This is a genomic window from Alteromonas infernus (assembly GCF_902705815.1).
The window spans coordinates 74,980-94,790 of record NZ_CACSIG010000042.1 but is presented as its reverse complement, the minus strand read 5'-3'; the positions used below and the strand labels follow the sequence as shown (position 1 = coordinate 94,790).

18 protein-coding genes are annotated in these 19,811 nt (G+C 42.1%); 13 read left to right on the top strand and 5 right to left on the bottom strand.

What is annotated here, in order from left to right; genetic code table 11:
• The first annotated feature begins 2 nt into the window (after positions 1-2).
• The 9 genes from hxsB to ACX5J7_RS10945 all read left to right on the top strand — a co-directional run bounded on the left by hxsB (position 3) and on the right by ACX5J7_RS10945 (position 8,868).
• On the top strand, positions 3-1,406 hold the full coding sequence (gene hxsB / locus ACX5J7_RS10985) for a His-Xaa-Ser system radical SAM maturase HxsB (protein ID WP_498707206.1): 1,404 nt from the start codon (positions 3-5) through the stop codon (positions 1,404-1,406).
• On the top strand, positions 1,399-2,499 hold the full coding sequence (hxsC, locus tag ACX5J7_RS10980; protein ID WP_498707205.1) for a His-Xaa-Ser system radical SAM maturase HxsC: 1,101 nt from the start codon (positions 1,399-1,401) through the stop codon (positions 2,497-2,499). Before hxsB ends, hxsC begins: the two co-directional genes overlap by 8 nt.
• Complete coding sequence (gene hxsA, locus ACX5J7_RS10975; protein ID WP_498707202.1) at positions 2,496-3,065, top strand: His-Xaa-Ser repeat protein HxsA; 570 nt, start codon at positions 2,496-2,498, stop codon at positions 3,063-3,065. The genes hxsC and hxsA overlap by 4 nt, the downstream gene beginning before the upstream one ends.
• Entirely contained in the window at positions 3,062-3,427 is a 366-nt protein-coding gene (locus ACX5J7_RS10970; protein WP_498707201.1) for a TIGR03982 family His-Xaa-Ser system protein, read from the top strand. The genes hxsA and ACX5J7_RS10970 overlap by 4 nt, the downstream gene beginning before the upstream one ends.
• The gene (locus ACX5J7_RS10965) at positions 3,427-4,659 is read left to right on the top strand and encodes a His-Xaa-Ser system-associated MauG-like protein (RefSeq protein WP_498707200.1); all 1,233 of its coding nucleotides are present in this window, start codon (positions 3,427-3,429) and stop codon (positions 4,657-4,659) included. The genes ACX5J7_RS10970 and ACX5J7_RS10965 overlap by 1 nt, the downstream gene beginning before the upstream one ends.
• Positions 4,660-5,994, top strand: coding sequence for a cytochrome-c peroxidase (locus ACX5J7_RS10960; RefSeq protein WP_498707198.1), 1,335 nt, complete (start codon positions 4,660-4,662; stop codon positions 5,992-5,994).
• Between the two features lie 548 nt (positions 5,995-6,542).
• Positions 6,543-7,583, top strand: coding sequence for a DNA polymerase IV (dinB, locus tag ACX5J7_RS10955; RefSeq protein WP_498707251.1), 1,041 nt, complete (start codon positions 6,543-6,545; stop codon positions 7,581-7,583).
• 82 nt (positions 7,584-7,665) lie between these two features.
• Positions 7,666-7,914, top strand: coding sequence for a DUF1653 domain-containing protein (locus ACX5J7_RS10950; protein ID WP_015068134.1), 249 nt, complete (start codon positions 7,666-7,668; stop codon positions 7,912-7,914).
• A gap of 63 nt (positions 7,915-7,977) precedes the next feature.
• Positions 7,978-8,868 carry an MBL fold metallo-hydrolase gene (locus ACX5J7_RS10945; protein ID WP_024017000.1) on the top strand — a complete coding sequence of 297 codons (891 nt, stop codon included), beginning with the start codon at positions 7,978-7,980 and terminating at the stop codon, positions 8,866-8,868.
• Between the two features lie 132 nt (positions 8,869-9,000).
• Here the strand turns inward: ACX5J7_RS10945 and ACX5J7_RS10940 are convergent, their stop codons facing one another.
• Together ACX5J7_RS10940 and ACX5J7_RS10935 are read right to left on the bottom strand one after the other, a co-directional pair.
• Positions 9,001-10,005: a LacI family DNA-binding transcriptional regulator gene (locus ACX5J7_RS10940; RefSeq protein ID WP_498707194.1), complete on the bottom strand. Its 1,005-nt coding sequence runs from the start codon at positions 10,003-10,005 to the stop codon at positions 9,001-9,003.
• A 67-nt stretch (positions 10,006-10,072) separates the two neighbouring features.
• Positions 10,073-10,591, bottom strand: coding sequence for a gluconokinase (locus ACX5J7_RS10935; RefSeq protein WP_043960538.1), 519 nt, complete (start codon positions 10,589-10,591; stop codon positions 10,073-10,075).
• A 252-nt stretch (positions 10,592-10,843) separates the two neighbouring features.
• On the opposite strand from ACX5J7_RS10935, the gene ACX5J7_RS10930 reads away from it, so the two are divergent.
• The 3 genes from ACX5J7_RS10930 to ACX5J7_RS10920 all read left to right on the top strand — a co-directional run bounded on the left by ACX5J7_RS10930 (position 10,844) and on the right by ACX5J7_RS10920 (position 16,877).
• Positions 10,844-12,184 carry a GntP family permease gene (locus ACX5J7_RS10930; RefSeq protein ID WP_498707192.1) on the top strand — a complete coding sequence of 447 codons (1,341 nt, stop codon included), beginning with the start codon at positions 10,844-10,846 and terminating at the stop codon, positions 12,182-12,184.
• Between the two features lie 89 nt (positions 12,185-12,273).
• The gene (locus tag ACX5J7_RS10925; protein ID WP_498707188.1) at positions 12,274-13,908 is read left to right on the top strand and encodes a trehalase family glycosidase; all 1,635 of its coding nucleotides are present in this window, start codon (positions 12,274-12,276) and stop codon (positions 13,906-13,908) included.
• A gap of 65 nt (positions 13,909-13,973) precedes the next feature.
• Positions 13,974-16,877: a TonB-dependent receptor gene (locus tag ACX5J7_RS10920; protein WP_278383428.1), complete on the top strand. Its 2,904-nt coding sequence runs from the start codon at positions 13,974-13,976 to the stop codon at positions 16,875-16,877.
• 92 nt (positions 16,878-16,969) lie between these two features.
• Here the strand turns inward: ACX5J7_RS10920 and ACX5J7_RS10915 are convergent, their stop codons facing one another.
• Positions 16,970-17,209: a VF530 family protein gene (locus tag ACX5J7_RS10915; protein ID WP_024016994.1), complete on the bottom strand. Its 240-nt coding sequence runs from the start codon at positions 17,207-17,209 to the stop codon at positions 16,970-16,972.
• A gap of 69 nt (positions 17,210-17,278) precedes the next feature.
• The gene (locus ACX5J7_RS10910) at positions 17,279-18,184 is read right to left on the bottom strand and encodes a sterol desaturase family protein (protein ID WP_498707186.1); all 906 of its coding nucleotides are present in this window, start codon (positions 18,182-18,184) and stop codon (positions 17,279-17,281) included.
• A gap of 88 nt (positions 18,185-18,272) precedes the next feature.
• Between ACX5J7_RS10910 and ACX5J7_RS10905 the strand changes: the two genes are divergently transcribed.
• Positions 18,273-18,944: a Crp/Fnr family transcriptional regulator gene (locus ACX5J7_RS10905; protein WP_020744332.1), complete on the top strand. Its 672-nt coding sequence runs from the start codon at positions 18,273-18,275 to the stop codon at positions 18,942-18,944.
• 3 nt (positions 18,945-18,947) lie between these two features.
• Here the strand turns inward: ACX5J7_RS10905 and rutR are convergent, their stop codons facing one another.
• Positions 18,948-19,619, bottom strand: coding sequence for an HTH-type transcriptional regulator RutR (gene rutR / locus ACX5J7_RS10900; protein WP_278383434.1), 672 nt, complete (start codon positions 19,617-19,619; stop codon positions 18,948-18,950).
• Between the last annotated feature and the right edge of the window lie 192 nt (positions 19,620-19,811).

Below are 19,811 nucleotides of genomic sequence, written 5' to 3'. Positions count from 1 at the left end.
GAATGACTAATTACAAAAGTCTACCAATTAAGTTCAGGGAATTAGAAGATCGAAGCATAGTTATCTCAAATTTGGCTAACATTTACCATGTTCTTGATAACATACAATCGTTGAGAGATGTGTTTGAACTCGGTCAATGCTCAGACGAGAATTTACTCAATGAATTGGAGCAAAAGCTATTTATCACTTCTGAAGAAGATTTTGAGAGTAAAGTACATTTAACCGCTTCAGCTTTCAGCAAAAGAATTAATAAAGATCTAACCTCTCCTCGACTGATTATGATCGTACCGACTTTGCGTTGTGATCATCATTGCTCTTATTGCCAAGTGAGTAGAGTTAATGCAGATCTAAGTGGCTTTGATTTGCAACCTTCTCAAATCCCATCACTTATTAACTATATAAAGAAAATAGAAAAGCCTCCTTATAAAATTGAGTTTCAGGGGGGAGAACCGTTACTCGCATTTGACTTTATTCAAACATTTTATGAACAGTTTGAAATTGAAGTGGGAAAAGGAAACTTTAATATTGTTATCGCAACAAGTCTATCGCTAGTTGATGAGTCGATAATCAATTGGTGTAGGGGAAAAAATGTTGGCTTCTCAACGAGTATAGACGCAGGCAAAAAAGCGCATAACAAACATAGAAAACTAATAACGAAAAATTCCTTTGAGTTAGTTCAGAAGAATATAAATTGGATACACCATGAGCTCGGCAGAGACAAGATCGGAACTGTTACAACAGTGACAAGAGATGGTCTGGAGGGCTATGACGAATTAGTTGACACACACTTGGCTCTAGGGCTTATGGGAATGTTTGTGAGACCTGTTAGTTCATATGGTTTTGCAGAAGAAAAACAAGCAAAAGATATTTCGATCACTGATTTTATGGTTTTTTATAAAAAGCTTATCAGGCGGGTTCTAAATGAGAACCTCTCGGGTACGCCTTTAATAGAACATTTTTTGCTGATTCATTATAAGCGGCTATTTAATTCACCGTCCGCCGCGTATGTGGACCTCATGGCTCCCGCAGGTTACCTAAAAAACAGTGTTTTAATTGATTACACCGGAAATGTGTTCGGCTCAGATGAAGCAAGAATGGTCTATCGAAAATATGGAGCAGACGAATTAATTATCGGAAATATTAATAATAATGAATTAAACCTAGATTACTCAACTCAACTTCTTGCCCATTCGTTCAACTTTGATGTCCCGGGTTGCTCAGATTGTGTCTACCAAGGAAGCTGTGGTTCCGATCCTATTTATCACTTACAAGATTTTGGAGAGCCTATTGGAGTGAAAAGCTATTCCAGGTTTTGTGAACTTCACAAAAGTATTTTTGATTTTATAATTGAACTCATTCGAGATCAGAAATATAAAAATGTATTAGATGGATGGTTAAATGGCTGAAGTAGCGAGACCCGATTCATTCTATGTGGAGGAGCTCGATAGTGTATTTGGCCCCTTTCAAATATTGAAATATCGAGATGCCATCAAAGAAGCAACCCCGTTGCCTAAATTATTGATATGTGAATCGAACACTCCTGATTTAACAATAAAAACCATCTGGAATCCTTTCTTGGATAAATGGACTAATCATGGAGACGTAGCACTTCTGAACGGACGAGGGCAAGTGAGAGTAGTCCTTTGCGGGAGTGCGAATGCAAATACCCTGTTAGTTACTGAGCGTTGCGATAATCTTTGTTTGTTTTGCTCACAGCCCCCACGAGATGTCGATGATACTGTACTTTTTGCGTATGCTGCACAGTCAATAGTCTCATTTGGGTCTTCCGATGTCATTGGTATTTCTGGTGGTGAGCCTTTACTTGATAAAAAAGCTATACTCAATTTTTTTAAAATTCTTAATGAATTTAATGACAAAACACCATTACATATTTTGTCGAACGGTAGAGCATTTAAAGATACTGACTTCACAAAAAACTTCAAAGAAGCAGCGTTAAAACGAAAAATAGAAATTGGAATACCCTTGTACTCTACGTCTAGTCGTACGCACGACTATTTGGTAAACAGTAAGGGAGCATGGAATGATACGATAAAGGGACTGATAAACGCAGGAAACAAAGGCATACCAATAGAACTAAGGGTTATACCCACACAGGCTAATTTCAATGAACTGTCTTCAATAGTAGAGATGGCTTTGACATGTTTCAATTCAATAACTCGTGTTTCGATCATGAATTTGGAGCAAACGGGTTGGGCTAAAAAAAACTGGCGAAATTTGTACTTAAAGCCAGAATTGTATTGTGACGAGTTGCATGCAGCTTGTTTGCTTGGGGATAGGTTCGGCGTTGATATTTCTTTGTTTAATTACCCGTTGTGTCATATCTCCGAAGAGCTCCATAAATTTGCTAAGAAATCAATTAGTGACTGGAAAAATTCGTTTCCGGCTGAATGTGAGTATTGTACTATTAAGTCAGATTGTGGAGGTTTTTTTGCTTCAATAAAAAATATGGAAGTAGTGCCTAAAGGGAGAATACTGTGAGAAAAATAAAAAACTTAGTTAGCTTATTCAGTGGTTTTGCTGCTATTACTGCAAATGCTAGTAGCGATATTGTTTCGTCAGACGATGACAAGACAAAATTTCAGTTTATTGACGATGTTGAAACCGCCCCTCTAAATAGTGGCGAAATGCCACTTTATTTGGCTGGGCACAGAAGCCATTCATCTCATGCGAGTCATTCTTCTCACCGCTCTTCATCTGGTGGTACATACAAGCCAAGACCTACACCTACTCCAGCCCCTCGAACTGCGCCTGTTAGCCCTCCATCAGATCCTTTAGGGCAACCATCAAGACCTAAATCAACTATCCCGTCTGCTGAGGAATCTAACTTTAATATGGTAATGTCGGATGCAGAAAAAAGAAAGAATATCATTCTAAGAGTGCAGTTAACTCTTCAAGCATTAGATTTTTATCACGGGAAGTTAGATGGAGTGATGGGTTTTGAAACGAGAAAAGCAGTCAATAAATATAGACTATCCGTTGGGCAAACTGCCAAAGAAAAACTCGATGTTGAGGTTCTCAATTCTCTGGGAATTTTAGTGCAATGAAAGCGTTAAATATAATATTTAAGCTCTGCGTAATAATTTTTGTACTTGGTTATCTATCAAAAGAGTATTTAATTCCTGAATATACTTACTACACGAACAAGTCTGAGTATATGAAATTAACTTTAAAATGTGCTCATGCAATGGATAGTAATTGGTATATAGAGCAACAACAAAATGATTCATTAAAAAAGTCTAGCGAATTACAACTTCTTGACTGCCATGACTATGACAAGCTTCGTAAGCTAATGTTATCAAATGGAATTTCAGAATATAGATTATCAGCTTTAGGATTAGTGGCTTTAGAAATTCATCAGAAACCAGCGGAAGAACTAGCAAAACACCATAAATTCAGGGAGCGATAATGAAGCTGTTAACTTGTTTATTGGTACTAGTTTCGTTAGGAGCCAATGCTTCTGATATTGACTTTAAGCTAAAGAAAGTTATTGAGATATATGGGTTAAAAGGCTTCGATTGTAATGTTGTTCAAAACAACAACAAAGAACTGGCTGTATTAGGTGAAGCTCTTTTCGAAAGTAAATTATTAAGTGGTGGCAATGACACATCCTGCTCCACATGCCATATAAAAGAACTGAATAGGATTGACGGGTTGCCGTTATCTATAGGTGTTGGCGGGAGTGGTGAAGGTGAAGCTCGTTTAGAACATGGTAAAGGAATAATTGTTCCAAGAAATTCATTTACCTTTGTTGGAAGAGGCCACAAAGACTATAAAGCCTATTTTTGGGATGGGAAAGTTGAACAAGAACAAGGCGGACTTGTATCAATAATCGGTGATGATGTATCAAAGGGTTTTGATTCGGCTCTAGCTTTGGCTGCTGTTTTGCCTATTTTGGCTAGAGACGAGTTCTTGGGATTGTTGAGCGAAAGTACACGTAACGAGATGGTCTCAATTGATGATTCATATTATGAAGAACGCTATAATCACGCATCGAAGTTTCTAAATAGGAAAATATCAAATTCACAAGGTAAGGATTGGGAAGAGCTAAGAACCAAATTTGTAGAAAGTGGCATTGAAATTCAAAAAATTCAATTATCAGACATAGGCAATGCAATAAGCTCCTTTCTTATAAATAAAGAAAACTGTATTCAAAATAATTGGAGCAAGTACATCAAGGGAGATACCAATGCTTTAAGTACTGCTCAGAAACAAGGTGCCTTCCTATTCTACGGCAAAGGTCGATGTGCTTCTTGTCATAGCGGCGACCTTTTAAGTGATTTTAAGTTCCACTCTATTGCAACTCCTCAGGGTCAGTTTGGTGTTAGTGTTGATGGGCAAGACCTTGGACGCTCTGAAATATCTTTAAAGTACGAAGACCGATTCAAATTTAAGACGCCCTCATTGTTGGATGTATCGAAAACAAAGCCATACGGTCATAATGGGATATTTCAATCTTTAGATGAGGTAGTACTATTTCATTTGAACCCAATTCCATTTTTTAAAGAGCGAGACATGTCGAAGAATGAGTTATATAACTATGGTCGTATATTGGCAAGTAGGTCTCCGTTACTGTCTTACATTGAAATTTTCGACGAAGAAGAATTTCAAAACTTACAAGAATTTTTGAAAACTCTGTAGATGAATAAAACTCTTTTAGCAGTTTTAGTAATTGCTATCTTTTATACGAGTAGGGCTAGTTCAAAATTAGATGATCATCAATGGTTGCTAGAGTTCATAGATAAAAATGAAATAGTACCAATACGGAATGAGCCTAAATTGTTAGATGCGCAGTATAATTTGGGGAAAGCATTATTTTTTGAAAAGCTATTGAGTACAAATAGAGACACTGCTTGTTCGACATGTCATTTGGTAAATAACCACACTACTGATTCACTACGAAAAGCTATAGGCGCCGGAGGTCATAACCTAGGGGCATTGCGGTTAGCTGATGAGGGCACTGAACCACTGGATCGAAATACACAAGCGCTATTTAATCTTGATAACAATGAAGTTAAAAACCTTTTTTGGGATGGGCGTGTGGAGGTTGACCTTCATGGGCCAATTAAATTTTTAACTCCACTAGGCAAGCACATTCCTTCAGGCCTAGAAAATGCGCTAGCGGCTCAATCATTGATACCAATAATTAGTATCTCTGAGTTGAAAAGTAATACATGTTATTTAACTGGCAAAGAGCAAGATTACTGCAAAAGATTGTACGAAAACTTCGAAAATGTAAATGAGTCCATTTGGAATCTAGCTTATTTAAGTTTCATTCAGCATCGTTTAATTGGGCATTCAGATAATCAAGACTTGTCTTCAGTACAACTAGAATATAGAAAACTATTCAAGTCTGCTTATCGGAACAAAAGCAATTTTACTGCAAGTGATTTAGCAAATGCTTTAGCTAGATATCAAGAAATAGCCTTCGCAACTCGTAAAACACCTTGGGATGAGTTTTTGAGGGGGAATGTGGTCATATCAGATATAGAGGCTAAAGGCGCGCGGTTATTTTTTGAGAAATATAAATGTAATAATTGTCACTCAAATTCACTTTTTTCAGACTTCGATTTTCATTCAATTGGTATAGTAAGCCAAAAAAAAGATAAAAGTATTGATAAAGGTAGATTTGAAGTAACGGGTAACGCAAAAGATTTTCTTAAATTCAGAACGCCATCATTAAGAAATGTAACTCTGACAGCGCCATATATGCATGATGGATCGATTGATAGTCTTGAGCAAGCAATTTATAAGCACTTTAATGGATGTGAGCGAGAAAGTCTTCACTATAAATTATGTATAGGGAATGCATTTAAATATACAGAGATGATTCAACCAAATGAAATTTTAGAGATAATCGAATTTTTGAAGTTTTTAGAAGATAAATCTCATAGTAGTGAGGACGTCATCCCTCTCCAAGTCCCTAGTGGGCTTAAAATTGATGCTCTAATTTCAACTGATGCTGTAGATAGATAAACTAGGATTGGTTAATGGTGCACTACTCCAATTTAGTCATTATTCTTTTCGCTTTTCCTATTTACAAATGGCATTTAGGCATCAATAGTCAAGAAATCACAGAGTAAACCATCATAGTTTCTTTGAATAAGCTTTTGTGAATTTACAGCAAAAGATATAGCTAGGAGGGTTATCAATTTAAATGGACAGTAGTTATAGGACGCTTCGTGGACTTACCGTCAATCGGACAGTTTATAACTAGAGAATAATGCTGTTGGTTACCTCTTGAGCTCATTAGGAGGAAGATTATCAAATGACTCGTGAGGCCGTTCTTAGTTCTAACTTGTAATCTAAGCCTAACTGAGTTTTCTCACTGATTCAGTGATCATAATAAATGGGGCTCCAACCCTTCATTTCGATAAGAACGATAAAAACGTTCGATATAGGCTTCCTAATTGGGTGATTTTTTGTAAGTGTTTTATGTAAGTTGGAATTGATATGTAAGCTGCTGTAAAAAGTGGCTTTTTGTGATATTTAGATTTTTACTTACTTTTTTTACCCGTGAGTTCATGGACGCCGCAGTTGAAATGCGCGACAACCCAGCTTTGCGCGATATTCCCATTGCGATTGGCGGCAGTGCCGACCGTCGAGGGGTCATTTCTACCTGCAACTATCCCGCCCGTAAATTTGGTGTGCGCTCAGCGATGGCCACCGCGTATGCTGTAAAACTATGCCCTAATCTTACTTTAGTGAAAGGGCGCATGGACGTATACGCTGCTGAATCACAAAAAATACGTAAAATCTTTGCAGACTATACTGACCTTATCGAGCCCTTATCATTAGATGAAGCCTACTTAGATGTCACCAATAGTGAGTTTTGTGGTGGCAGCGCTACGTTAATTGCCGAAGAGATACGCGCGCGTATTCAAAGCGAATTAGGTCTTACTGCTTCCGCCGGCGTGGCCCCCTGCAAGTTTGTGGCAAAAGTGGCCAGTGACGAAAACAAACCCGACGGCATCTGCGTGATAACTCCCGACAAACTCGATGCGTTTGTACGCGACATGCCGCTAAAGAAAATTCCGGGCGTTGGCAAAGTTACTATGCAAAAGCTGCAGCGCATGGGCCTTAATACCTGCAATGACGTTCGTCAGTATCCTTTTGAGCGTATTCAAAAAGAGCTGGGTAAATTTGGTAGTGTGCTGTGGGAGCGGGCTCATGGCATCGATGAGCGTGAGTTGTCAGTATCTCGAGAGCGCAAGTCTATAGGGGTAGAGCGTACGCTAAGTGATGATATACATACACTTGATGAATGTATCGACTTCTTGCCCCACTTGTTTGAAAAGCTTCAAGAGCGAATGGATAATCACAAAAAGCGAACGGGTAAACCGGTACGCATTCGCACGCAGGGCGTGAAGCTTAAGTTCAATGACTTTCAGCTAACCACGGTCGAGCATCGCTGTGCAACCCTTGATGAAGCGTATTTTCGTACACTCATGCAGGAAGCCTTTGAACGAGCAACAGGGCGGGGTATTCGACTTGTGGGCGTTCACATAGGCCTCGCCGCCGACCAATCAACACAACAGCTGGTTTTGCCTTTTGAAAGTACTTAGCAGCGCGCTATTGTTAACCTTTAATGTAAAGCGAAGGCTAACTGACCTTTAATTTTTGACTCAATTTTTCGAGAAGGACGTTATGAACGCTAAACAACTTAAAACCCCCGGTCGCTATAAGCACTACAAAGGGAACTTATATGATGTATATGAAATTGCTACCCATTCAGAAGATGAAAGTAAGCTTGTGGTTTATCGTCCGTGCTACGGCGAAAAAGCGCTGTGGGTGCGTCCACTGGAAATGTTTTTCGAAACGGTGGAAAAAGGCGGGCAAACGTTTCCTCGTTTTGAATACGTAGGCGAGATCCCTGATGATGAAAAAATGATCTAATTGTGAAATTGGGTCATAGTGTAAGAGGTCTTATTTAAACAGGCTTCTAACAAGGAAATAATAATGAAAACTGTACCTCGTTTTAAAACCCATATTTTGGCTGCGCTTATTGCCGCGAGCCCATTTGCACTTTCACCGTTTAACACTGCCATTGCGCAAGATAGATTTGCCGATGTCGAAGTTAAAGCAACAGCGATTAAAGGCTCTGTGCACATGCTTACGGGTGCAGGGGGCAATATTGGCGTGTCGGCCGGGGAAGATGGGGTGCTAATCATCGATGACCAATTTGCGCCACTGGCTGAGAAGATAGCGGCGCAACTAGGGCAGCTTGGCAGCGATAAACCAAAGTACGTGATCAATACCCATTACCACGGCGATCACACGGGTTCTAATGCGTTTTTCCATAGCCATAAAGGGGCGACTATTCTAGCCCATGAAAACGTTCGCGTGCGTTTAGCCGATGATGAAAAAGTAAAACCAGAAGCGCTCCCCACCATTACTTATGAAGATGGCATTAAAATTTACTTCAATGGTGAAACCCTTCACGTGATGCACTTAGCAGTAGGCCACACCGACGGCGATAGCGTAGTGTGGTTTGAGCAACCAAACGTAATGCACACAGGGGATTTGTTCTTTAATGGTCGTTTTCCCTACATTGACCAAGGCGCAGGTGGCAATGTTGAAGGCTATATGGACTCAGTAAAACAGCTGCTTGCTAAAATAGATGACGAGACGGTTATCATTCCTGGCCATGGCGACATAAGTAACAAGCAAGAATACAGCGCATTTTTAGCTATGATCTCTGAAACGTTCAACTACGTTAAGGCACTTAAGCAAGACGGCAAAACCCTTGATGAAGTTAAAGCGATGGGCTTAGATGAAAAATGGGCTGACTGGGGTTGGAATTTCATTAGCGAAGAGAAGTGGATAACTACGCTTTACACCGATGCTTAAAAAGCAACGTCGCGTTTAATAATGAATAAATGAGCAGGGGAGTATCTCTTACTACCCTGCAATTTATTTAAAAGGGGTTTTCACAAAGTTGTCGGGCACATGGTTCAAGGACAAAAAGCTTTCAGATGTCTGCTAAGCAGTTTCTCGTATTTTAAGCTCAAAAGGTAAAACTTGGCTCGCTGGTTCAACGTCTTCGCCTTCTATTAGCGCTATCAATGACTCGGTTGCCATTTCAGCCATCTTTCGGCGCGGGACTGAAACCGTTGTTAGAGCTGGGTAAATTGAACGCGCAAAACTCAGGTCGTTAAAACCGCAGATATCGATATCTTTGCCAGGCTTGATACCTCGCCTATTACATTCCATCACTGCGCCGGCCGCAAGTTCGTCACTTACAAAAAATAGCGCGTCTGTATCGGGCCACTTATGCAGTGTTTCTGAGAGAAGCTCAGCACCAGCTTGAAATGAAGCGTCGGCTCTAGAGGAGACATATCGCTCTGCTGATAGCCCTGCATTGTCCAGCGCGGTTTCCCAGCCTTGTTTTCTCAATATTGCGCGCCAATCTAAAAACAAAGAGCAAAAGGCAATATTACGGCGCCCTTTGTCGATGAGATGTTGGGTCATAGATTGGGCTGCTAATTCGTTATTTACCCCATAGTTAATATCAAAGGGCTCACTAGAAATATCCATAATTTCGGCGACAGGCGTCCCTGTGGCTAGCAGCATTTTTCTCGTTTCTTCAGTATGGCGCGTCGAAGTAAGAATGAAGCCACTCACGTTCTGTTGAATGTAAGATTCGACAGTACGCTCCTCGCCAAGCTCGGTATAGGTCGAGTCGCCAATCATCAGTGCATAATTTGCCTTATCGGCAACGGCCTTCACACCTAACATTACATCGTTAAACACATTGTTTCCGAAGGATGGGAGTAATAATGCAATGGTTCTATTGTTGTCTGCACATAGCGATTGGGCGGCCCGGTTAGGGATATAATTTAGCTCTCGCGCTGCCTTTTTAATTTTGAGGGCTAACGATTTAGAAATGCCGCTAGAATTATTTAGTGCCCGAGATACAGTAGTTTTGTGAACCCCTAAATGATTGGCATCTGATATTTTGGTGCGAGACTTTTTTACCTTACTCATTCTTCAATCTTTTAACGTGCCGCTAGTTCCGGTAATCAGCGCAGTAGACGAAATAACGTCGCCATTCCTATACTGATATTAAGGGGCGAATAAAGTCTTCGGCTTGCTTAGATACATGCTCGAATGACTGCGCCACATCAATAATGAATGCGCTTTCTTTTGAAGGCAGCTCTAAGGCTGCAAACTGGCTTTCGAGCATAGCATCACCGTTAAAAAAATGCTCCCGTTGTTTTAATCGCGCGCTTAGCACTGACTGTGAAGCTTGAAGATAAATAAAATGGCAGTGAGATGAAATGTCTTTGGTTAACACGTCGCGATAGGCTGAGCGCAGCGCTGAACAGCTTATTACAACGTTTCGGCCAGCGTGAAGGTGCTGTTTGGCAATCATGTTTAGGGTAATTAGCCATTCCCATCTGTCTGCGTCTTGTAGTGGTATGCCAGAAGACATCTTTTCTACGCTTGTTGCGCTGTGATAGCGATCTCCTTCTTCAAAAGGCATAGCAAACCGTTCAGCTAAATGTCGACTTAATGTTGATTTTCCCGTCCCTGAAACTCCCGAAACGAAAAATACATGGCGATGGGTCATAAATTTACTTCTCACAGTTTAGTTCAGGAGGATACGTAGAGATATTCTCACTATCAGCACTACCATAAATATTAGTTTGGAAACCGGTTGCGTTCAAGTGGTGATTATAATATTGTTATGAAAATACAATCTATTTAATAAATAATTAACATCGGCCGGGAAGTAGTTAGGTCGATGTTGGTAGCAAGCTAATGTTGGCTTGTGGCTTTGTCATGCCATGACGAGGCCGTAATCAGGTACCAGAGAACACGTATGACCGATACCTTTTCACTTCTTTTTGTCGCCATTTGTAGCATTGTGCTTCTAACTTATTTAGTGGTAGTTAGAAAAGTGCATGCTTTCATTGCTATTTTGGTGGCTGCAGCATTTGTCGGCCTTGGAACGGGAATGCAAGCGGCCGATGTGCTGGCATCCATGCAATCAGGCATGGGCAATACGCTGGGATTTGTGGCCACTATCGTTGGGCTGGGTGCTATGTTCGGGCAGTTCTTAGAAGAGTCTGGTGGTATCGATAGACTCGCGCAAACCATTAATACTAAGTTTGGTGAGAAGAACAGCCAGTGGGCGGTTGTGCTAACGGGGTTTTTGGTGGCAATTCCAGTTTTCTTTGAAGTGGGGCTCATTATCTTAATGCCACTAATTTATTCATTGGCAAAGAAGTCAGGAAAATCGCTCATTTACTACGGTATTCCGCTTACTGCCGGGCTTGCCGTAACCCATGCCTTTATACCTCCTACACCAGGTCCCGTCGCAGTAGCCTCAATTTTAGGGGCAGATATCGGCTTAGTCATATTATTCGGATTTATTGTGGGCGTACCTTGCGCATGTTTAGCCGGTCCAATTTATGCGACGTTTTTAGCCAAGCGCTTGTATGTTCCGGTTCCTGCTCACATTTTAGAGGCGTCGCACAATAAACCAGCGCACCTTCCAAGTTTTACTTCAGTGGCTGCGCTACTGATATTGCCTCTGGTGGCTATTTTGATTGGAACATTAGCGAAGTTCACGCTGCCAGATAGTTTCTTCAAAGAAGCGTTGCTATTTATTGGTCATCCCTTCATTGCCCTGACCATCGCCACCATCGCCTGTTTTAAAGTACTTGGGAAGAAGCAGGGCTTATCTAGCGAGCAAATTAGAAACATCGCATCGAGAGGGTTAGAACCGGTTGCCTTGGTGATTCTGGTAACAGGCGCGGGTGGCATGTTTAAACAAGTGCTCATCGATTCTGGGGCGGGGCAGGCCTTCGCCGATGTTGTCGCACTATCGCCGCTCCCCCCGCTGGCAGCCGGGTTTCTTATCGCAATTTCAGTCAGAATTATTCAAGGCTCGGCAACGGTTGCCATGTTAACAGCTGCAGGTTTAATGGGCCCTGTAGTGCAGGAGTTCGCCTTTTCACCTGCAGTGCTTGCGCTGATGACAATCGCTATCGCAGCGGGGGCCACGGCCATGTCTCATGTGAACGATACGGGGTTTTGGATCATTAATCGTTATTTTGATATTTCGGTGAAAGAAACCTTTGTTTCTTGGACGTGCATGGCGACCTTAATAGGGTTTATTGGGCTTTTTCTTGTGTTATTGCTCGGTCTGTTCGTTTGATATCTTAAAACGCTGGGCGAACTTTTTTTAGTATTTTTTTAGCATGCTTGGAAACCGGTTTCCAAGTGGCGATATAGGAGTATAAATGAATGGCTAATATTTTCGATACTGTGCGCTGTCGCACAATCCCAAGAGTTGGAGCATTCTTGCTTTGTGTTATTGCTTTTGCAGGCTATGCCGAAGATGAATTATCGAAAGAAAGCAGCATTTATTACCCTGAAGTCGAGCTTGAAGAGCTGTTTATTGATGTTCAGGTATCTAAAATTTTAGATGACTACAAAACTTTTGTTGACGCTATCCCAAAAAGTTCTCCACGAGAGGTGTTAAAGCGCTATCGAGCATTAAAGGGCACGCCAGAATTTGATCTTAAGACCTTTATTCACTCGCACTTCATCCTTCCTGAAAGCCCGAGTATAAAGAGCGGCGCGCATGAGGAACACTTACAAAATCACTTAAATAATCACTGGAAGAATCTAGTCAGGCATCCTCGCAAAACATCTGAATATTCAAGTCTTATTGATTTACCTAACCCCTATATTGTTCCCGGTGGAAGATTTAGAGAAATGTTCTATTGGGATAGCTATTTTTCAATTGTAGGGCTGCTTGAATCTGGTGAAGACGAATTGGCGCTGGGAATGATTGATAACTTTGCGTATTTAATAGATAGCTTCGGCTTCATACCAAATGGCAACCGCAGTTATTTTCTAAGCCGCTCTCAACCCCCTTTATTTGCGGCAACAATCCTTGCTTACGCTGAAAAGCACGGGCTTGATGCCGTTATTCAATTTCTGCCACAGCTTGAAAAAGAATATCAATACTGGATGGATGGTAATGATTCTGTGCCACAGGAAGCAGTAGAAGGTGTGCACCTTATTGTATTGGAGAATGGTGATTACTTAAATCGATACGCAGGCGCTAAAGAAGAGCCTAGAGCCGAAGCGTATGGCAAAGAGTTACGTTGGGCCTCAGCACTGCCAGAGCGCGAGCGAGGTATGTATCACAAGCATCTAAGAGCAGTATGTGAATCAGGATGGGATTTTAGTAGTCGCTGGTTCAGAGATGGTATGAATAAGTCGACGACATACGCGATGGACATAATCCCGGTAGACCTAACCAGTTTACTATTTCAAATCGAGCATACTCTAGCGGTACTTTTTCATCACACAGAAAACAGCAAAAAGAGCGAGCATTATTTCGCTGCATCCGAGCGTCGAAAAGCTTTACTTCATAAGTATCACTTCGACGAGAAAACAGGAACGTACCAGGATTATGACTATGTTCAGGGAAAGTTAACTGGACGCATGTCAATGGCAATGGCTTATCCGTTATTTGTAGGAGCTGCAACCGCGTCATCAGCGAACAGCGTTTCAAAGTACCTCAATCAGCATTTTTTAAAGCAGGGCGGTTTTGTTTCCACGTTGGTGGAGACAGGGGAGCAGTGGGATTATCCAAACGGATGGGCTCCTCTTCAGTATATCGGTGTTAAAGGCTTACTGACTTATAACAAACACGCGCTTGCGAATGACGCAATGAGCAGATGGTTAGCGCTAAATGAAAAAGTGTACCAAGCCGAAGGGAAAATGATGGAGAAGTACAACGTCGTCGACACCACATTAAAAGCAGGCGGTGGAGAATACCCTACGCAAGATGGCTTCGGATGGACAAACGGAGTGGACCTCGCTTTTTACCGATTACTGGCCGAGCAGAATGTAGCGTCGAAGTAGCGATTAACAAAATTCACAAAAACAACAACACAACACATTACACACCACACAATTAGGAGACTTGTATGAAGTTAAGGATGTTCAAAGCGAGTATGTTAGCGGTATCGGTTTCATCTGTTTTTGTATGCAATGGCGTGTTAGCCCAGCAGGAAGAGGGAGCAACTCAGCAAGATATAGAAGTCATTTCTGTAGCAGGGATTCGAGGTGCCTTGGCACGTTCGCAAGCTGTTAAAATGGACGCAGCTTCTATTATCGAGTCCATTTCGGCAGAAGATATTGGTAAATTGCCAGACTCTTCTATAGCAGAATCCTTAGCGCGGCTCCCTGGCTTATCGGGCGAGCGAAGTGGCGGACGCACATCAGGCATATCTATCCGCGGATTCAAAGAGGATTTTACGGGCACATCGTTAAACGGAAGAGAACTGATTGGAATCGGTGACAACCGCGGTGTGGAGTATGACCTATATCCTTCAGAGATAATGACAGGTGCTACGATATACAAGACCACTCAAGCAGACCTTATGGTTCAAGGTATTGGTGGTACTGTGGATTTACAAACTGTACGCCCTCTTCAAGCTGAAGAATCTTATACAATCAATACCAGCTATGAAGTAGGGGAGCGAGACTCTGATAACCCTGAATTCGATAATGAAGGGCACAGACTCGCGTTATCATTAAACAAGAAATTTGCTGATGACAAAGTGGGTTTCGCTCTCGCACTTGCTACGACGACCTCTCCGAATAATCAAAGAAATTATGGAGTATGGGGCTACGGAACTAATTCGGCTGGCCAAATTTTACCTACCGGAATCAGTAGTCATGTGATCAGCACGGAACTTGAGCGAGATACGGTATCTGCTGTTCTACAATATCAGCCCTCTGATAGCTTAGATATTGTCGTGGATATATTGTCTATCGACTATTCAGACTCAGGGGTACGACGAGGTATTATTGACCCGTTTACTGCAGTAAATGTTACTGGTTCTGGAGCTAACTCTACAGGAACGCAGATAAACGCCAATTCAGTTTTGCGAACCGATCCCCGACAAAAAGATGGTGAATTAGACACCTTCGGCCTCAATGCGACTTATTTCCTCAATGACAACTGGTCAGTAGAACTCGACGTCGCGCGAAGTGATTCCAAAAAGCGTGATTTACGTGGCGAGTCTTATGCAGGTCTTGGGCGTTCAGGTGCTTTAGATCCCTCTCAATATGGCTCGCGAGAGTTCGTAATGTCACCTGATGGGATAGTTTTTACCGACTCCAGTGGGTTAGATGTTTTTTCAGACCCAACCCTGCTGCAATTGGCAGGGCCGCAAAGTTGGGGCGGCGGTATGGCAAGTTTGGCCGAACAGTTCGAAACCGATGTATTGCAAGCGAATGGTAATCCATTTTCATACCTTAATGGGCAAGACGGCTTCTTAAACTATGCCGACTTTGGCGAAGAACTTACTACTGTTAAATTAGAGCTTTCCGGCCTGGTAGATGGTGAGTTCTTTTCTAAATTTACAGCCGGTGTTAACTTTTCTGACCGCTATAAAGACAAAGTGAATAAAGGTTTCTTTGCGACCGCTGATTCCTATCCATTCAGCGATTCCATTCCGAGCGATTATGTATACGGCACTGCCGATTTGACGTGGATGGGGTTAGGTGAAGTGGTGGCATATGATGGATTTCGCCCTTACAGAGATGGGACTTACACGCAGAACGACGCAGGGTTTTTGGAACCAGATCGTTTAGGTGACACCTACGAGGTGGAAGAAGAGGTCTTAACCCTTTATGCAAAAACTGACTTTGAATTCAGCTTCAATGAAATGTTCTTGTCAGGAAACCTTGGTGTTCAATATGTGGATACGAAACAGTCCTCTATTGGCACGATAGCGGTGATAGGTAGCAATTTTAAAGTGTGTGACGACAACAACGATGATCTGGTTGATGAATCATGCCTAGTAGATATGGGAGACAGCTATAGTCATCTGTTACCGAGTTTAAACCTTAGTTTAGAGTTCAAGACTGGGCAGTTTCTTAAATTTGCTGCGAACAAAACCATTAGCCGCGCTCGCATTGACCAAATGAAGGCCTCTGGGTTCGTCAAGTTCACCCAAAATATTGATCAAATTTCGATTCCTAATACTCAAGAGGCCGTCGAAAATTATGGTTCGCCTTGGTCTAAGTTTTCAGGTAACCCGCTTCTACGACCATTGGAATCAAACAATTTCGATCTGTCATATGAAAATTATTTCAGTGACGAAGGTTATTTTGCGCTCGCTTACTTCTATAAGGATCTTGTGAATTGGACGCGCGATGGAAGCCAGTGGATTGACTTTACCAATGATGAAACGAATGGCGGAGCAAACTACTTTGTGCCTGGTTTTCACGACCGTGTTATTGAAGCTGACGGCATTTACGGGCCTGCAAACGTAGCCTATGAAGCAGGAGATATCGTCACTCCTCCTGATCTAGGAACTTACTCGTTCTTTGAAGACGGTTTAGAAGGAAAAGTAGAGGGTGTTGAAGTCACCCTGAATTTACCATTCAATGCGTTTACTACAGCGCTAGACGGCTTTGGTACAGCTGCTTCATTTACTTATGTGGATGCCGAGCTAGAAGATGGTTCAAGAGTACCTGGGCAATCAGATAAATCTTACTCATTGACGGTTTATTATCAGTACGAAGGCTTTGAAATTCGCCTAGCAACCACTCATCGAACTGACTTTTTAACTTACCAAAGGGGTGGGTCGAATAAAATCGAGGAAGCAACGCGCAGTGATGTAACCTTGGTCGACGCACAGATTAGCTATGACTTTGCTGACTCGGGAATAGAGTATCTAGAAGGCCTAAGAGTGTCCTTGTCGGGGACGAACCTTGCTGACGAAGATGAAGAAACGATAGATGATGCGACTGGTGTGGTATCTTCAAGACGTCAATTCGGTCCTAGTTATTTGTTAAATCTAAACTACTCCTTCTAATCCACCCACCGTTCCTTAGATAAAAAAGGGTAGCGCGAGTACATTTATCTCGCGCTACCCTTAATTTTGTTTCTTACCAACTACCTTAGAATCTACTCATCATCACGCTTAGAGGCGTCATGAAACGTCTGAATATAAAGCTGCTCTACTTTATCTCGCGCCCATTGGGTTTTTCTAAGGAACTTAAGTGAAGATTTAATCGAAGGATCGTTACTAAAACAGTTCACTTTGATGCGGTAATACAATCCATCCCATCCGTAACGCTCGTGAAGTTGCGTGACGATTTTCTCTAGCGTTAAGCCATGTAAGGGGTTATTGGGTTGTTGATTCATAAAGTGCCACTGCTTGTTCTAGATTAAGACCCTATTCTAGCACGAACCCACTTGCAGCGTATCAATGCGCTAGGCTTTACCTTCAATTGTTTCACACGAGGGTAATTGTTTTGTGTTTGGTATCAAAGGTTGGCTAGCATCGTTCACTTTCGTCGATGGAGTTTGCACTGCTTTAGGCTTTCTCGGCGTCTTATATAGCGGCCATATCAGTTGCTCTTTCCAGTTAGCGTAAAACATGCCTTCTATGCCGTATTGCGCAGGATATTGGCGCGTGATTTTAGCGGTACCAAATAGCACATCCCAAAAGAATAACAGATTTCCATAATTACCTTTGTAGTTGGTAATGCCATCATCCGCTTTTAAGCCATGGTGGGCACTGTGTGTCGAAGGGGTAGATATTGTGCGCTCTACCACCCAAGCTATGGGATGTAGCCATGGCGTTTGATATAGCAATCTATCCCATTTCCACTCGGCGTGTGCGCCTGTGATTACGGTAAGCTTGACCACCAAATAGAATGCGTAAGTCCACCCTAGCCCTAAATAAATCAGTGCACCAGAAAACCACAGCGAAGGCATAAATAAGTAATAGAAAAAGTTGTTCCTGTAGATGATGCGAACGCTCATGTATTTGGCGTTGTGGTGAGCCCTGTGCAAGTTATAAAGAAAGCGCGTGGAGTGAGATAGTCTATGCCACCAGTATTGCATCATGTCATCGAATATCAATAGCAGCGCGATGTGTATAAGGACCGGCGAGTCGGCAAGTGCACCTTGAAGCTGAGGAAAGGCTAACGCCATGATGGCGGCAGAACTAAACAGGACAAAAGGTTGGGTTACCACAAACAACAGCAACGTACCGATAAGCTCTACCTTCCCATCATCACTGACTTCGCTGGACTTTTTAAATAGCTTACCGTTTTTTGCTTCCGACAGCGCAAAGGTGATGAACACCGCCAAAATTGCCCACTGATAATTCATTATTGTATTACCTGCTATTTGAATGTTGTCGAACAATTTACATTGAGTTAACATTCAAGAATATATACAAGTATAGTTTTGGAGTCGTATGTCTTACATTCACGGTATAGCGCAAACGGTGATGCCCGACGACTACCTTGATAACTGTATGCCTTACGGTAACGTTAAAGCCTATGCGGCTAGCGCTACAATTCATGATAGAGGGAGCAAGAATAAAGGGCTGTCTATCGTTGTCTCGGGAGAGGTGAAAATAGGAAACTATGGCTTAGATGGCAGCTATCAAATTACAACGATTTTGCGCAGGGGAGACACCTTTGGCGAGTTTACTTTGTATGCATCACTTGCTAGAACACACCACGCCCAAGCGCTAACTGAATGTAAAATATTACAAATTCCCGAGCCAGCATTTCATTCACTGGTAAGCCAACATCCTGCTATTGCTGCTTTTATTACACGTTCTTTAGCAATAAAGCTACACGCCGCGTTAGAGAGGCTGGATGATATTCGCCGTTTACCCACTCACGTTCAGTTAGCCAAACTCATTTACCAGGCGCATTTAACCTCTCGACGCGACTTCATACCTTTGCGCCAAAGTGATTATGCCGAAAGGCTTGGCGTTACAGTACTTACCGCGCATAAGTCGCTCACTAAATTATATGACATGCAACTCCTTGAAAAGCGCTATGGCGGGGTTGTGATAAGCAACATCGAGCGTCTTGAAAAATTCTTGAAGGAAAGTTCCTCGCTGTTGCCCATATAGCAATTAGTGGGGCTGCAAGCCATCTAAAATAATATGCTGAATGTTCTTTAAGGTGCTTTCAAAAAAAACGGGGTCGCTTAAATCGTTGCCAGTGACGGCCTTTATCTGAACACTGAAGTCTGCGTAATGTTGAGTTATGGCCCAGATGCTAAATATTAAATGAACGGGCTCTACTGCATTGAGTTTACCTGCAGTAATCCACTCATTGATTACGGCGCTTTTGGCGTCGAGCAAGGCTTTAAGCGGTGTCTCTAATTCTTTGATCAAAAGCGGTGCACCTTGTACTACTTCCATACAAAAAAGCTTGGATTCGGCGGGGTTGTCTCGCGACATTTCAAGCTTAACTTTAATGTACTCTCTTAACGTTTCTACAGGCTCTTGCTCTGCAGAAAAGCTTTGTAGGGGACTTAACCACACATCTAGTAGGTGAGTGATCACTGATAAATACAGCCCATCTTTGCTTTTAAAATAATAAAGTAAGTTGCTTTTCGATACGTTGGCTAGCTCGGATATTTGTTCCACCGTTGTTCCGCTTACTCCATTTTTTGAAAACAACGTAAGGGCTGCCTGCATAATTCGAGCGCGCTTTTCCTTCAGTGCTTTTTCTCGGCGTTTTTGGGCCGTGGGGCTAAATGCGCGGGCTGGTTTTGTAGTTGCTTTACCTTCAGACTTCATCACTTCTTAACTGCAGCATTTTATATTCATATACCTAGTTTACGCGGAGTTAGTGTAGCGATAAACCGCTTTGCACAAAATTGCACCAAATAAGTTCACCTGCACTGGACTGGATGTTTCAAATTGAACCAAAAGGTCCATTTTAAACTTGGTACTATGTTAAGTTGTTGAAAATTAACAAGTAAATTAATT

Coding starts and splice junctions, on each gene's coding strand:
- hxsB (WP_498707206.1), top strand. CDS start 3: ATGACTAATTACAAAAGTCTACCAATTAAGTTCAGGGAATTAGAAGAT.
- hxsC (WP_498707205.1), top strand. CDS start 1,399: ATGGCTGAAGTAGCGAGACCCGATTCATTCTATGTGGAGGAGCTCGAT.
- ACX5J7_RS10970 (WP_498707201.1), top strand. CDS start 3,062: ATGAAAGCGTTAAATATAATATTTAAGCTCTGCGTAATAATTTTTGTA.
- ACX5J7_RS10965 (WP_498707200.1), top strand. CDS start 3,427: ATGAAGCTGTTAACTTGTTTATTGGTACTAGTTTCGTTAGGAGCCAAT.
- ACX5J7_RS10960 (WP_498707198.1), top strand. CDS start 4,660: ATGAATAAAACTCTTTTAGCAGTTTTAGTAATTGCTATCTTTTATACG.
- dinB (WP_498707251.1), top strand. CDS start 6,543: ATGGACGCCGCAGTTGAAATGCGCGACAACCCAGCTTTGCGCGATATT.
- ACX5J7_RS10950 (WP_015068134.1), top strand. CDS start 7,666: ATGAACGCTAAACAACTTAAAACCCCCGGTCGCTATAAGCACTACAAA.
- ACX5J7_RS10945 (WP_024017000.1), top strand. CDS start 7,978: ATGAAAACTGTACCTCGTTTTAAAACCCATATTTTGGCTGCGCTTATT.
- ACX5J7_RS10940 (WP_498707194.1), bottom strand. CDS start 10,005: ATGAGTAAGGTAAAAAAGTCTCGCACCAAAATATCAGATGCCAATCAT.
- ACX5J7_RS10935 (WP_043960538.1), bottom strand. CDS start 10,591: ATGACCCATCGCCATGTATTTTTCGTTTCGGGAGTTTCAGGGACGGGA.
- ACX5J7_RS10930 (WP_498707192.1), top strand. CDS start 10,844: ATGACCGATACCTTTTCACTTCTTTTTGTCGCCATTTGTAGCATTGTG.
- ACX5J7_RS10925 (WP_498707188.1), top strand. CDS start 12,274: ATGGCTAATATTTTCGATACTGTGCGCTGTCGCACAATCCCAAGAGTT.
- ACX5J7_RS10920 (WP_278383428.1), top strand. CDS start 13,974: ATGAAGTTAAGGATGTTCAAAGCGAGTATGTTAGCGGTATCGGTTTCA.
- ACX5J7_RS10915 (WP_024016994.1), bottom strand. CDS start 17,209: ATGAATCAACAACCCAATAACCCCTTACATGGCTTAACGCTAGAGAAA.
- ACX5J7_RS10910 (WP_498707186.1), bottom strand. CDS start 18,184: ATGAATTATCAGTGGGCAATTTTGGCGGTGTTCATCACCTTTGCGCTG.
- ACX5J7_RS10905 (WP_020744332.1), top strand. CDS start 18,273: ATGTCTTACATTCACGGTATAGCGCAAACGGTGATGCCCGACGACTAC.
- rutR (WP_278383434.1), bottom strand. CDS start 19,619: ATGAAGTCTGAAGGTAAAGCAACTACAAAACCAGCCCGCGCATTTAGC.